At 47.8% G+C, this 13510-nt stretch carries 11 protein-coding genes; 7 read left to right on the top strand and 4 right to left on the bottom strand.

Annotated features, from left to right (window positions below; translation table 11 throughout):
- The first annotated feature begins 80 nt into the window (after positions 1 to 80).
- The 4 genes from ACM9J1_RS02905 (at position 81) to ACM9J1_RS02890 (ending at position 5778) form a co-directional block, all read left to right on the top strand.
- Positions 81 to 2273 carry a DUF7619 domain-containing protein gene (locus ACM9J1_RS02905; protein WP_415580419.1) on the top strand — a complete coding sequence of 731 codons (2193 nt, stop codon included), beginning with the start codon at positions 81 to 83 and terminating at the stop codon, positions 2271 to 2273.
- 81 nt (positions 2274 to 2354) lie between these two features.
- Positions 2355 to 3629 (top strand): T9SS type A sorting domain-containing protein, encoded by a 1275-nt coding sequence (locus ACM9J1_RS02900; protein WP_415580417.1) that lies wholly within the window; start codon positions 2355 to 2357, stop codon positions 3627 to 3629.
- Positions 3626 to 4246 (top strand): peptidylprolyl isomerase, encoded by a 621-nt coding sequence (locus tag ACM9J1_RS02895; protein ID WP_415580416.1) that lies wholly within the window; start codon positions 3626 to 3628, stop codon positions 4244 to 4246. Before ACM9J1_RS02900 ends, ACM9J1_RS02895 begins: the two co-directional genes overlap by 4 nt.
- Before the next feature lie 41 nt (positions 4247 to 4287).
- Complete coding sequence (locus tag ACM9J1_RS02890) at positions 4288 to 5778, top strand: T9SS type A sorting domain-containing protein (protein WP_415580414.1); 1491 nt, start codon at positions 4288 to 4290, stop codon at positions 5776 to 5778.
- Between the two features lie 41 nt (positions 5779 to 5819).
- On the opposite strand, the gene fumC is transcribed toward ACM9J1_RS02890, so the two are convergent.
- Entirely contained in the window at positions 5820 to 7217 is a 1398-nt protein-coding gene (gene fumC, locus ACM9J1_RS02885; RefSeq protein ID WP_415580412.1) for a class II fumarate hydratase, read from the bottom strand.
- 222 nt (positions 7218 to 7439) lie between these two features.
- Here fumC and ACM9J1_RS02880 point away from each other — a divergent pair, with 222 nt between their 5' ends.
- Positions 7440 to 7607 carry a hypothetical protein gene (locus tag ACM9J1_RS02880; protein WP_415580410.1) on the top strand — a complete coding sequence of 56 codons (168 nt, stop codon included), beginning with the start codon at positions 7440 to 7442 and terminating at the stop codon, positions 7605 to 7607.
- Positions 7608 to 7866: 259 nt separating this feature from the next.
- Here ACM9J1_RS02880 and ACM9J1_RS02875 read toward each other — a convergent pair whose 3' ends face one another.
- Both ACM9J1_RS02875 and arsC read right to left on the bottom strand, forming a co-directional pair.
- Positions 7867 to 10410, bottom strand: coding sequence for a TonB-dependent receptor (locus ACM9J1_RS02875; RefSeq protein ID WP_415580409.1), 2544 nt, complete (start codon positions 10408 to 10410; stop codon positions 7867 to 7869).
- A 144-nt stretch (positions 10411 to 10554) separates the two neighbouring features.
- Entirely contained in the window at positions 10555 to 10902 is a 348-nt protein-coding gene (arsC, locus tag ACM9J1_RS02870; RefSeq protein ID WP_415580407.1) for an arsenate reductase (glutaredoxin), read from the bottom strand.
- A gap of 61 nt (positions 10903 to 10963) precedes the next feature.
- Between arsC and ACM9J1_RS02865 the strand changes: the two genes are divergently transcribed.
- Both ACM9J1_RS02865 and ACM9J1_RS02860 read left to right on the top strand, forming a co-directional pair.
- Positions 10964 to 11905 carry a CPBP family intramembrane glutamic endopeptidase gene (locus ACM9J1_RS02865; RefSeq protein WP_415580405.1) on the top strand — a complete coding sequence of 314 codons (942 nt, stop codon included), beginning with the start codon at positions 10964 to 10966 and terminating at the stop codon, positions 11903 to 11905.
- Positions 11880 to 12935, top strand: coding sequence for an AMP-binding protein (locus ACM9J1_RS02860; protein WP_415580403.1), 1056 nt, complete (start codon positions 11880 to 11882; stop codon positions 12933 to 12935). The genes ACM9J1_RS02865 and ACM9J1_RS02860 overlap by 26 nt, the downstream gene beginning before the upstream one ends.
- A gap of 104 nt (positions 12936 to 13039) precedes the next feature.
- On the opposite strand, the gene ACM9J1_RS02855 is transcribed toward ACM9J1_RS02860, so the two are convergent.
- A complete protein-coding gene (locus ACM9J1_RS02855; protein WP_415580401.1) occupies positions 13040 to 13462 on the bottom strand; it encodes a DoxX family protein in 423 nt (140 codons plus the stop codon).
- Positions 13463 to 13510: the final 48 nt, after the last annotated feature.

Here is a 13510-nt window from a genome sequence, read left to right as displayed (position 1 = left end):
TTCTTTGATTCTGGATATAAAAAGCCTCGCAGCAACGCGGGGCTTTTTTTGTACATTTACTCTCCACAAAACAACGTCTCATGAAAAAAGCTTACTTGTTCTCACTGTTGTTGATGCCGCTCCTGGGCAATGCACAGGTCATCAATTTTGCCGATCCGGATTTCAAGGCCGCCTTGCTGGCCAACCCATCATGTGCGCAGGATATGATGGGCGAACCGATCGTATTGGATACGAACGGCAATGGAGAAATAGAGGTTTCTGAGGCGGTGCTCGCCGAGCGGATCATCATTCACGATTCGGCGGTTTCCGATTTAGGCGGCATAGAGTTTTTCACAAGCGTGAACCACTTGGACTTCAGCGACTGTAGTGTCACGTCTTTTAATCCGGCGCCGGGGCTTCCGTTGGTGTTGTTTTATTGTTCGAATAATTCGTTGACGCAGCTTGACCTGAGTATGTATCCGATAGCTGAGTTGGTTTGCGCCAACAACCAACTCACCAGCTTGATTCTTTCCAATCTGGTATTGGGTAAGTTGGACTGTTCCAACAACCAGCTGAGTTCTTTGACCGCCACGCTTGATTTGGTTACAGAATTTTTGGTCATGTTCGACTGCTCAAATAACCAACTTGAAACCCTGAATGTTTACGGCGATTTGCACCAGATTAATTGTCAAGGCAACCAACTTCAAGAGTTGGATTTGAGCCAATGTCGTTTTCAATACGTCAATACTTCAGACAACCCGCCGCTCCATTCCATTACCATCAAGAACGGCGCGATAGATTTTGCGGAAATGATTTTTACCACAACCGATTTTGCTACGTTGCCGAATTTGACGTATTTATGCACCGATCAAAATGAAATGCAGGACTTCCAGAACCTGGTTGCGCCGTTGGTTCCTGGACTCGAAGTGAATACGTATTGTTCATTGGTTCCGGGCGGTACGTACTATAATTTTACGGGGAAGGTTCGGTACGACTTCAACGCCGACGGATGCGATGCATCAGATTTTAACATAGCCTTCCAGCCGTTCTCTATCAGCAACGGTTCTACAACAGAAATATTTTACACAGATGCGGACGGTACTTTTAGTTTGCCACTGGCGCCAGGAAATTACACGGTATCTGCGATATTGGACACGTTTACGTATTTCGATGTTTCTCCGTGGGAACCCACAATAAATATTGATGGCCCTAAAATCCAGGATTTCTGTTTTTCACCGAACGGCGTGCATGCTGATTTATCTGTGGTATTGATTCCCCTTGAGCCTGCGCGTCCGGGTTTTCAGACCCGTTATAAGCTAATTTGTAAAAACATAGGAACGGTAACACAAAATGCAGGATTGACGTTGGGTTTCGACGACGGCGTAGTGGATTTTGTTTCTTCGGATGTTCCGCCCGCGTCAAGTAGTACGGGAAGTCTGGGTTGGTCGTTAGACAATTTCGCGCCATTTGAAGTAAGGGAAATTGTCTTGACAATGGATTTTAATTCCCCTGTAGATACGCCGCCTCTGAACGCTGATGATATCTTGGTAGTCAGCGCAACGATTTCCGGTTTGCCCGACCAAGTTACGGACGACAATGTCTCCGTACTGCGGCAAACGATTGTCAATTCGTTTGACCCGAATGACAAGACGTGTCTCGAAGGAGATGTTATCCCATATTCTTCGGTGGGGTATTTTGTCCATTATCTTATCCGATTTGAAAATACGGGTTCTGCCAATGCCGAGAACGTGATTGTCAAAGATCTCGTGCATCCTGTTTTCTTATATCCAGAAACAATTGTCCCCATAGGCGGCAGCCATCCGTTCACGACGCGAATCGTGAATGGCAACCAACTGGAGTTTGTTTTCGAAAACATCAATTTGCCGTTTGATGATGCCCACAACGACGGATACGTCGCCTTTAAGGTACAAACCAACCATGATCTTGTGCCGGGCAGTGTGTTCAGCAACACGGCGAGTATCTATTTCGACTATAATATTCCAGTCATAACGAACACGGCCACAACCACGGTCCAATTGCTGAGCAATCCTGATTTCGATTTTTCGGAAGCGTTTACGTTGTATCCGAATCCGGTGGGCGAGGTGTTAAACATCCAGTCGAAAAATGGCCTAACCGTAAATTCCATCAGCATTTACAATATGTTAGGGCAGTTGCTCATGGTGGAAACAGGAAGCCATACGTCAATAAGCGTTTCGCATTTGCCGCCCGGAAGCTATTTTATTGGTATTCAAACCGACCGTGGCGGTAGCGTAGCCCAATTCATCAAAAAATAACTCAAAGCCCCGAAATAATCATTGGGGCGTTTTTCTTGCGACTGGTTTCGATATATTTAAGTTTTTAAATTGATGGGCCTTATGGTAAAGAATTACATTTTGATTGCATGTTTGTTCGTCGCTGTTGTGGGCAATGCGCAAATCATCAACTTTCCCGATCCGGCTTTTAAGGCCAAATTGCTGACGTCGAGTTCCACCATAAGCCCGGTCGGTTATGATGCTAATGGCAATTATATCGTGATCGATGCCAACAATGATGGTGAAATCCAGGAATCGGAAGCGCTTCTCGTCTACAGAATGGTGCTTGACGCCAACCCGGGCGAAATCACCGACGTTACCGGCATTGCTTACTTTGAGAATCTTACCGCACTGGCCATTTATGACAACCCGCTCACGTCGCTCGACGTCAGCATGTTGACCAACTTGAAGGCATTGACCGCCACCGAAACCAATACCCCGACAATCCTTCTCAACGACCAACTGGAAATTTTGAATTGTTCTTGGGGTATTTTAAGTACGTTGGATATCAGTCATTGCCCAAACCTTAAAAGTATTTCCTGTCAGAATAACAATATCGAAGTCCTGGATGCCTCAAGCCTGACACAACTCGTCGATTTGAGATGCAGCAACAACCAGATCGCGGTACTCGATATCAGTAATTCGCCGCTACTGCAAACTTTGGAATGCAGCAACAATATGATTTCGGAACTCGACGTTTCCGGGAAAAGTTTCCTAAATTGGTTGTATTGCGACGGCAACCAGATTACAAGCCTGGATTTGACTGGCACCGGGAGACCGGACCAGCCTTGGGTCTGGTTTTTTCTGAACGCCGCAAACAACAACCTTTCTACACTTGACATTTCGGTCATGAGCGACAAATATGTGATTGCCGATGTAAGCAACAACCCGAATCTGACCTCAATCAATGCCTGTAACGATATTGAATTTTTTGATGCCATTTGGCAAGAGCCGCCATTGCCTGGGCCGTCGTTGTATTTTCAGGGTACGCCCAACCTTACATCGGTATCGGTTTATCCGATGAATGCCGCGTATGTTCAAGATAAGATTACACTTTACGGTTACACGAATGTCACGGTATCAACGTCGTGCACTTTAGGTGCGGCAGATCCGGAATTTAAGAAAATCGCATTGTACCCGAATCCAGTTAAGCAAACACTTTTCATTGAAGGCGATTTTTCAGGTAAGGTTTCAGTTTTCAACATGCTCGGCCAGTTGATGATGACACAGGTTGCTGGCGCCAACACTCTGGATGTGTCGGCGCTCGCCTCAGGAAATTACGTACTTCGTTTGGAGGCGGCACATGGGACGACTACCGCAAGATTCATCAAGGAATGATGCGTTTAGCTGCGTTTTGTATAGCAATGTTGTTGGCCGCGTGCGCCAAGCCGAAGTTCAATCCGGATTGGACGAAAGAAACCGCACCCGAAACATTCACCGCCGTTTTTGAAACTACCAAGGGTGACTTTGAAGTAACCGTTACCCGAAGCCATTCTCCGGCCGCCGCCGACCGTTTCTACCAACTCGTCAAGTACGGTTATTTCGACAACGCGCTGTTTTATCGGGTCGTTGAAGATTTTGTTGTCCAATTCGGAAACACCGATACGATCCAGATGAACCAATGGCGTAGCCAAAAAATTCCGGACGAACCGGTATTGCTTTCCAACAAAAAAGGAACAATCAGTTTTGCGCGCGACGGAGTAGAATCGCGCGATTTGGAATTGTTCATCAACCTGGATGACAATCCAAAGCTCGATACTTTATTTTACAACGGCGTGCGCGGATTTCCTGCGTTCGGCAAGGTGACCGAAGGGATGGACGTCGTCAGATCATTGTACCAGGGTTATGGCGAAGAAACGATGGCGCACTATGAAAAGATGTACAATGACCGCCAAGGGTTTTACAGGGATTATCCGAAACTGGATATTATTCGGAAAGCCGCTATCGTGAAATAGGTTATATTTGTATCTAATCACTTTAAATAAACCTATAATCCATGAAATATTTTTGCAGTTGCATTGCACTCATTTTGTTTGGTTTTGTCTCCGCGCAAAATATCGCTTTTGACGATGCCATACTGAAAGCCAAATTGGTAGCGGCAAGTCCGGCTAACACAACAGCGAAAAACCTGGCCGGCGCGTATTTCAAAATAGATGCCGATGGCGATGGCGAAATTTCGGTCGTCGAAGCCCTCGAGGTCAGTGCGTTAAATCTTAGGTCTACCGGAATTCATTCATTGACGAGCCTTGATAGCTTCGAAAACCTGCAAACGCTGGATTGCGGGAATAACGTGCTTTCTAATTTTAACCATATCGCGCAAATCGACTTATCAAACCTGTCGTCTTTAGTGAGTCTTGACTGCATCGACGCCAATGTTTCATCGATTGTGAATACTTCTGCCGCACCATTATTAAAATTTTTGAGAGCGACCGGCAATGATTTACCAGATTGGAATTTGAGCGACTTTCCTGCCCTTGAAACCTTTGCTTGCATCGGATGTGATATTTCGACGTTTAATCTGCCGGGCGACAGCACCGTCAAATATCTAACGATTGCGGGCAACCACATTACGACATTTAATCTCTCGCCCAATACCGCACTTGAAACCATATCTTTTGAGCCGTATCAGCCTGGCGCGTTAGATTTCTCCATATTTCCTAACCTGAAATCGATGAATATTTGGTCAAACGTAACCACGGGGATCAACCTTTCTGGATTGACAAATTTTGAAGAGTTTTACGGTAATGGCGGATCATTGCAAATGATTAACACGACGGGATGTACATCCCTAAAGAAATTCACGGCCTGGGGAAATAGCTTGACGTCACTCGATTTACAAAGCAACACGAATCTCGAATATCTGGATGTGAACGATAATTGGCTCCAGCAACTGAATTTGTCGAATAATCCCCATTTGAATTTTTTGGAGTGCGATGGCAATAACATTACCACGCTTGATTTGTCGCAAAATACCAAGTTGACCTACCTTAACGTTGGCGATACTGAAATCGCTACTTTGGATGTGCGATACCAACATGAACTTGGTATAGTGGACTTTCGGGGTTGTTCTTATCTCCAATCTGTTTATTTAAAGAATGGTGTAAACAACACGGTTTCTCTTCAAAATTGTCCACAACTGACTTATATCTGCGCCGACATTGGAGAAACTCCGGACATCCTGCAAAAATTGTCAAATGCGGGGATGGCTTCAGTTGTCGTCGATGATGCTTGCGAATTGTCCGTGGCAGATGCCTTTACCGCCGAGGTATCGATTTACCCCAATCCGGTCGGCGAAATGCTTCACATTGATTTTGACGGATTGTCAACGGTTAATTCGGTTGTCATTTATAATTTAATGGGGCAAATCGTTTTCGAGCAGCATAACGTACCGACTTCAATCGATGTGTCGCGCCTAACAACAGGGCAATATATTTTAAGTTTGATGTCGGATCAAGGAGCTCTTTTAAGGCGATTCATTAAACAATAAAGCCCGCGATTACCGCAGGCTTTGCTTTACAGAATCGTCAGTTATTTTAAACTCCCGACCATATCCTCAGGTTTCACCCAGGCATCGAAATCCTCCGGCGACACATAACCCAAACGAACCGCTTCGTCTTTAAGCGTCGTGCCGTTTTTGTGTGCAGTCTGCGCGATTTCCGCGGCTTTATAATAGCCGATTTTGGTGTTGAGCGCCGTTACCAGCATCAGTGAGTTGTCAACCAGTTCTTTAATTCTAGTGTAGTTTGGCTCGATGCCCTGTGCGCAATGCTCGTCGAACGAAACGCAAGCATCGCCCAAAAGCCTCGCCGATTGCAGGAAGTTCGCGGCCATGACCGGTTTGAATACATTCAGTTCATAATGGCCTTGCATGCCACCGACCGAAATGGCGACGTCGTTGCCCATGACTTGTGCACAAACCATGGTCAACGCTTCGCACTGCGTTGGATTGACCTTGCCCGGCATGATCGATGAGCCCGGTTCGTTTTCAGGAATCAGGATTTCGCCGATGCCCGACCGCGGCCCGGAAGCCAGCATTCGGACGTCATTCGCGATTTTATTCAAGGAAACGGCCAGTTGTTTTAGCGCACCGTGTGCTTCAACAATGGCGTCGTGCGACGCCAATGCTTCAAATTTGTTCGGTGCGGTCTTGAACGGATGCCCCGTGAATTTTGCAATGTATTCGGCGACTTTTACGTCATAACCGGCTGGCGTATTCAACCCAGTACCGACGGCCGTTCCACCCAGTGCGAGTTCAGACAAGTGTGCCAGCGTATTTTTCAAGGCTTTGATGCCGTAGCCGAGTTGCGCGGCGTAGCCAGAAATTTCCTGGCCTAGCGTGAGCGGCGTGGCATCCATCAAGTGCGTGCGCCCGATTTTGACGACGTTCATGAATTCGGCGGCTTTTGCATCTAGTGTGGCTTTCAATTTCTCTACACCCGGAATCGTGACTTCCACCACGGCTTTGTAGGCCGCGATGTGCATGCCGGTCGGGTAGGTGTCATTGGAAGATTGTGATTTGTTGACGTCGTCGTTGGCTTTCACTACGGGTTCGCCTTCGCCGATTTTGCTGCCGGCCAATACTTGCGCGCGGTTGGCCACGACTTCGTTGACGTTCATGTTGGATTGCGTGCCCGAACCGGTTTGCCAGATCACGAGCGGAAACTGGTCGTCGAGTTTGCCAGCCAGGATTTCGTCGCAGACAGCGGCAATGGCGTCGCGTTTTTCTACAGACAAGACGCCCAGGTCATGGTTGGCGTAGGCTGCCGCTTTTTTCAGGTAAGCGAAACCTTCGATGATTTCCTTGGGCATGGACGCCGCCGGCCCGATCTTGAAGTTGTTGCGGGAACGTTCGGTTTGTGCGCCCCAGTATTTGTCACTTGGAACTTTGACTTCGCCCATCGTGTCTTTTTCAATCCTGTATTCCATTGTATGTTGAATTATGATGTTAGTGTACGGCCTAGCCCGGATGGAAGCGGCATCCTTTTTTGGTGAGCGCGCGAGGCAAAAAAGATACAGCGTACAGCCGGAAAATGCTCCTAAAAAGCGTCGCCCAAAATTACGTTAAAAACCCCGTTAATAAAAATTGATTTTTTCATTGGCAAAAAGGAAGAATGTTGTTACATTTGCGGTAAATCAAACCGAACGGCAATGTTTACATTTCAACAATATCTGGGTTTCTTGATGTTCCTGACCATTTTCACGATGGGTTTCTGGCTGATGATTTTCTTGGTCCACTTCGTATTTTACTGGTTGACCGGTGCCAGCATCGAGCTTTGGAAAGAGCGTAGGGCAGCAAAGAGAGCCGCTGAACAATAACAATCTGCTCTGTAAATTTTACAGACGAATAAAGGATCCGATTGGGTCCTTTTTTTTGTGGCTGTTTTTCGTTTGTATTGACGGAAACTTTAAGAATAAATGCGGTTTTTCCGCACGGTAGTCTCGTTTATTTTTGCGGGGATAAATCCCATCGCCCCCTTCCCATCATCCCGAAGGTACGATTTTCCGGAAAGTTTCCATGGCGGCAAAACCGCACCAAAACCCAAAAAAAAGACCCGGACACGCCGGGCCATTATGGCTATCCTTGGAACTCGTCGTCGCCACCATTCTCGTTGCGCGGCTGGCGGTCGCGTTCTTTTTCTTTCTTTTTGTTGAACCGGTAGGTGAGCGATACCGTAACCTGTCGGACGCGCCATTGCATTTCATTGTAAGAACGCAGGCTTTCCAGTTCGGTCTCGAAGATGCGCTTTCGCGAGTTGAACACGTCTTGCACGTTCACGGTGAGCGTCGCTTTCTCCTTAAAGAAATCCTTGCTGAAACCCAGGTTCATCGCAAACTGTCCACGTACGCGGCCTTGCGCATTGTCCTGCGGCCCGTTGTAGGTCATGTTGGTTTGCCAATCGATTTTGTAAGGCAGCGTCACTTTAGAAGTCAGGCGCGTGAACCAAGAGCTGGCATTGTTGTCAAAATTCTGGGTTTGGGTGTTGCCCTGAAAATCCACATAGGTATAGTCGCCGCGCGTATTGACCTGGAAAAAGTTGAAGTTGCTGTTCAGACGCCACCATTTGAACGGATTGTAGTTGAGCGTAAATTCGAAGCCGTAGCGGTATTCGGTAGCCAAGTTAATCGGCGAAGTTAGGATGATCGGCGTCTGGAAATCTTCTCCGTCGATAATGGTCACCGTGCCGTCCGGGTTTTGGATGTCTTGCCCGCCAACGACCGTTGTGACGAAATCGCCTGATTCTTTCCGGATAAATTGGAAAGCATCCGTTGTTTTATTGACGTAAGCCGACGTGCTCAGCGTCAGTTTCTTCCAGCGTTTCAAATAACCCAAATCAAAGGCATCGGTAAAAGCCGGATCCAAGTCTGGGTTGCCCTGGAATATGTTGATGTTGCTCGAGTAATTGGAGAACGGGTTGATCTGGCGGCCGCGCGGACGCGAAATGCGACGGCTGTAGCTGAGCGACACGCTGCTTTCCTTGGGCAATTCGTAGGTCAGGAATACGCTCGGGAAGAAGTTGTTGTACTTTTTGTTGTTGAAATCCTGCGTGGTCAGTTGGTTGATGTCGATGTCTGAATATTCCCAACGCATGCCCAACAAATAAGAGAATTTCTTGATTTTGGTCCCGAACTGTGTATAAAGTGCGTTGATTTTCTCCTTGTATTCGAGCTTGTTCGTGAACTGCAGATTCGCGTCGTAATTGCCCGTGGTCGTATTCAACGAATCCACACGGTAATCAGTCAAAAGTCGGTTAAAATCCCCTTTATAACCAAACTCGAACTGGCTTTGACCGTCTTTTCCGAGTGGCAGGACATAATCGGTCCTGATGGTGTTGCGTTCGTTCAATTGGTTGTTTGACGTGCGCTCCAGCGGGAAATTGATGTCTGAATCGTCGCGATCGCGGTCTTGCGAGAATGAACCGTCAATGGTGAGTTTGTGGCCGTCTTTCTCGAAATTCTTGACAAAATTGGTGTTGTATTCCACATTCGTATCCTTTGAGCGCTGGTCGTTGAAACGGAAATCCGTGAACAGGAAATCCTGGTTGGCGTCGAAATTGTCGAAAAATACGCGCTCAGGATTTTCGCCGCGGCTTCTGCGCAGGTTAATGGAATTGGTCCATGTTGTGGATTTGTCGAGATACCAATCGAATCCGAAATTGGTATTGAAGCCTTTGCTCAATCTTTCATTGTCGCGGCGTTCGTTGATGAAATTTCGCGTTGAACCATCGGTGTTGAAATATTCGGTGTTGGTCATGCCGCGGCCAGGATTCACGCGATAGTTGTAACCGCTTGTCGTAAACAGGTTGAAGTTTTCGGTCTTGTAGTTGATCGTGCCAGACAGGCCGTAGTTTTCAGGATTGCCCCAGCTTCCGATGATGGAACCGTTCACGCCTTGATTTTTTCCTTTCTTGAGGATGATGTTGAGCAAACCGCCGCCGCCTTCGGAATCATACCGTGCCGATGGGTTGGTGATGACTTCCACTTTCTCGATGGCATCGGCAGGGATCAGTCGCAAGGCTTCGGAAACATTGGCGGCGTTCGATGGTCTTCCATCAATAAGGATGCGCACATTGTCGTTGCCGCGGAGTGCTACTGTGCCGTCCGCATCGACCGTTACCGACGGGATATTGTCGAGTACGTCGCTCACGGTGCCGCCTTTCACCATCAAATCCTGGCCGACATTATATACTTTCTTATCGAGTTTGATCTCTACGGTCGTACTCTCGGCGCGCACCACGACTTCCTGCAATTGCGTGACATCTTCAGACAGCGCCACAATGCCCAAACTGGTGTCTTGCGTGATGCTTCTTTTCTTGATTTCGGTAGCCTGGAACGATATGAATTCGATCTTGATGTCATACGTTCCGGGTGCGATGTCGACGCTGAACTGGCCTTTGTTGTCGGTAATGCCGCCGGATAAAGCTTTCGCGTCGTCGGGCAGGAAAAACGTCACGGTGGCGTATTCAAGCGGTTGTTTGGTGGTTTTCTCGATGACCGACCCGGTCACTTTGACTTTTTTGGAAGGTTGCGCCTGCGTGTCGGCGGCGTTTCTTGGTCTCTGGGCAAACGCGGAAACCGTTAAGATCAAAAATAGGGCGAAGGTCTTTATGGATGGCTGCACGGGCTTTTTTTTAAACGCGGTTTTAGAACGCAAAGGTAGTTTTTGGTTTAGCGGGGAAATCCCAAAATGCTGTTAAAAGGATTGCTGTAAATTGTTTGCCCGATGAAAAAGCTTTCGCTGTGAGACCTGTCTTTTTTGCGACAATCAGTCTTCCATCACTGTTATTGCGCGTTCGAGCGGACGTGCGATGACGGCTTTGTTGCCCTTGATGACGATTGGCCGTTCGATCAGGATTGGGTATTTCACCATGGCGCGGATGATTTGCGCATTTCGTAACGTCTTGCCTTCGAAATTGTCCTTCCAGACGGATTCTTTCCGACGGACGAGTTCGATGGGTTTGATGCCTAGTTTTTGGATGAGCAACTGCAACTCCTCGGCGGTTGGCGGCTGTTTCAGATATTCGACGATTTCATACGGCTGCCCGGATTGTTCCAAAAACAGGAGACACTCGCGCGATTTGGAACATTTGGTATTGTGGAAGACGGTAATCACAGAATTTTTTTTGCAAAGAAACTCAATTAAAATGTATTTTTAGGCAACATAAAACAGACCTATGTTTATCGAACAAGCCTACAAAGGAAAAAACGACTGGTGGCGCGTAGCCATTACCACGGCGGTTAGCACTGGTATTTTCATCCTGAATTTCATCGTCTTTCTGATCATGCCTGCCGAACAATTGGAGGAAACCTATGAATCCATGAAGGAAATGCCCAATAGCCTTGGCCTAATCGTTAACCTTGCGCCATTTGCATTCCTAATCGGAGCCCTATTCTTACTTGTTTTCCTGTTGCACGAACGGAGCATTTTGTCGTTGACTACATCTCGGACAAAAATCGATTTCAAGCGTATCGGGTTTTCCCTTCTATTGGTTACGATTGTGACTGTGGTTGGTTTTGCAATATCCTATTTCAATGACGCATCCAATATCGTCTGGAATTTCAAGCCGGTGCCGTTTGCCATCATGGTGTTCATCAGTTTGTTGTTGTTCCCTTGCCAGATTGGGTTTGAGGAATATCTGTTCAGGGGTTTCTTGATGCAGCAGATCGGGATTGTCGTGCGCAACCGCTGGTTCCCGCTCGTCGTGACTTCGGTCGTGTTCGGCATGTTTCATAGCGCGAATCCCGAGGTGGCCGAAATGGGTTACGGTGCCATGGGCTTTTACATCGGCACAGGTTTGCTTTTGGGCATCATGACGCTCATGGACGAAGGCATGGAACTCGCCCTGGGCTTCCATTTGGGCAACAACCTGCTGGCCGCGTGGTTGGTCACCGCAGACTATTCGGCTTTGCAGACCGATGCCATGTTCCGGTATTCGGGACAGGAAAATGCCGCCGACACCTTAAGTGAAATGCTCCTTGGTATCGCTATTACGTATCCGGTCATTTTGCTTATATTAGCGAAGAAGTACCGATGGACCGGCTGGCGCGAAAAGCTCACCGGCAAAATAAGCAAACCAATCACTCCGCCCGATGCCACATTCAGTCCCGACTTATAATGACGTTCATCCGGCGTTCAAGCTCAACGGTTTTCATCTTGACAAGGATGATTTGTGCCGTGTGGCCTACAGTTTCATAAAGGAAGGTGAGGAGTTTGAGAAATCCGTCGGGCATTTCCTATTGGATTGGTTCGATGCCAGCGATACCATAGAAATGCAGACTTCCGGAACCACAGGAACACCGAAGATCATCACAGTCGAGAAGCAAGCCATGGTGAATTCCGCCTTGGCCACTGGTGATTTCTTCGACCTGTTTCCCGGCCATAAAGTGCTGCACTGCCTGCCTACAAAATATGTTGCTGGAAAGATGATGTTCGTCCGGGGTTTCATCCTCGGGCTAGACATGGATTTCGTCGCACCGAGTTCGCATCCGCTGCACAACAATGACACAAAATACGATTTTGCCGCCATGGTGCCGTTGCAGGCGCAATATTCGCTTAAACAACTGCACAATGTCAAGAAGATGATCATCGGTGGTGTCCAGCTTGGCAAATCTTTGGAATCGGCCTTGAAGAAACTTCCGGTCCAGGCGTATGAAACCTACGGTATGACCGAAACCATCACGCATATCGCCGCCAAAAGAATCGGGGAGAAGGCGTTTACCGTTTTGCCTGGCGTGACCATTTCGTACGATGATAATAAGTGTCTGGTCATCCATGCGCCGCACATCTCCAAGGACGTCATCGTCACCAACGATTTGGTCGAGTTGGTGAACGAAAACCAGTTCGTATTCCTGGGCCGCATAGACAACGTCGTAAACAGCGGTGGCGTAAAACTGATTCCGGAAACGATCGAGGAAAAACTCTCGCAAAGCCTTGCCGGACGCTTTTTCGTCATCGGCAAACCCGACGATACTTTAGGCGAAAAGCTCGTGCTGGTGATGGAAGGCGAGAAGACCGACATCGATCCGCAAATCTTCAACGCGCTCGATCGGTTTGAAAAACCCAAGGAAATCCTTTTCGTACCGAAATTCATGGAAACCGGTACGGGTAAAATCATGCGGAAAGAAACGCTGGCTTCAGCCATTTGAATGTAACCACGAATTTCCTTCGAACAGTTCGGCCTGCAGCCTCGGGTCGCGAATTGATACAAATAGGTAATTCGTGAATCCGAGGTGTTTTTTAATGTAGCTCGTTACTGCTGCATTTTAAAATAATAGTCTGCCGAGTGTTTCCCGCTGCCATAAAACAGGAAAAACACGCAAACGATCATCGTGACGATCGCCAGCAGAAGGCTCGACGGGCTCGCGTAACCCAAGGCCGCCACGACAACGGCACCGATCAAAATCGGCAATTGCGCCCAAATCGCCCAACGCGTGAGCAACCCGACCGCGATCATGATACCGCCCATGATGTGCGCCGATGCCACGTAGGTCAAGACAAACATGCCGCCGGTGAAATTGGCTACAGGCGAAAAGACATCGGCAACCTCTTGGCTGCCGTTAATGAATGAAACTCCTTTGAAGAACAGGAATGCACCGAGCGCAATACGCAACAAATCCACCGGATAGCTGGTATGGCGGTTGGCCCATTTGTTCAGGCTTTTTACCGTTTCCATAATCGTTTGGTTTAAAGTTTCTACTTAAAGTTACTCATTCCCAAACAC

It is taken from the genome of Flavobacterium longum (assembly GCF_965137575.1).
Taxonomy (GTDB): domain Bacteria; phylum Bacteroidota; class Bacteroidia; order Flavobacteriales; family Flavobacteriaceae; genus Flavobacterium; species Flavobacterium longum.
This window is presented reverse-complemented; position numbering and strand designations above follow the sequence as displayed.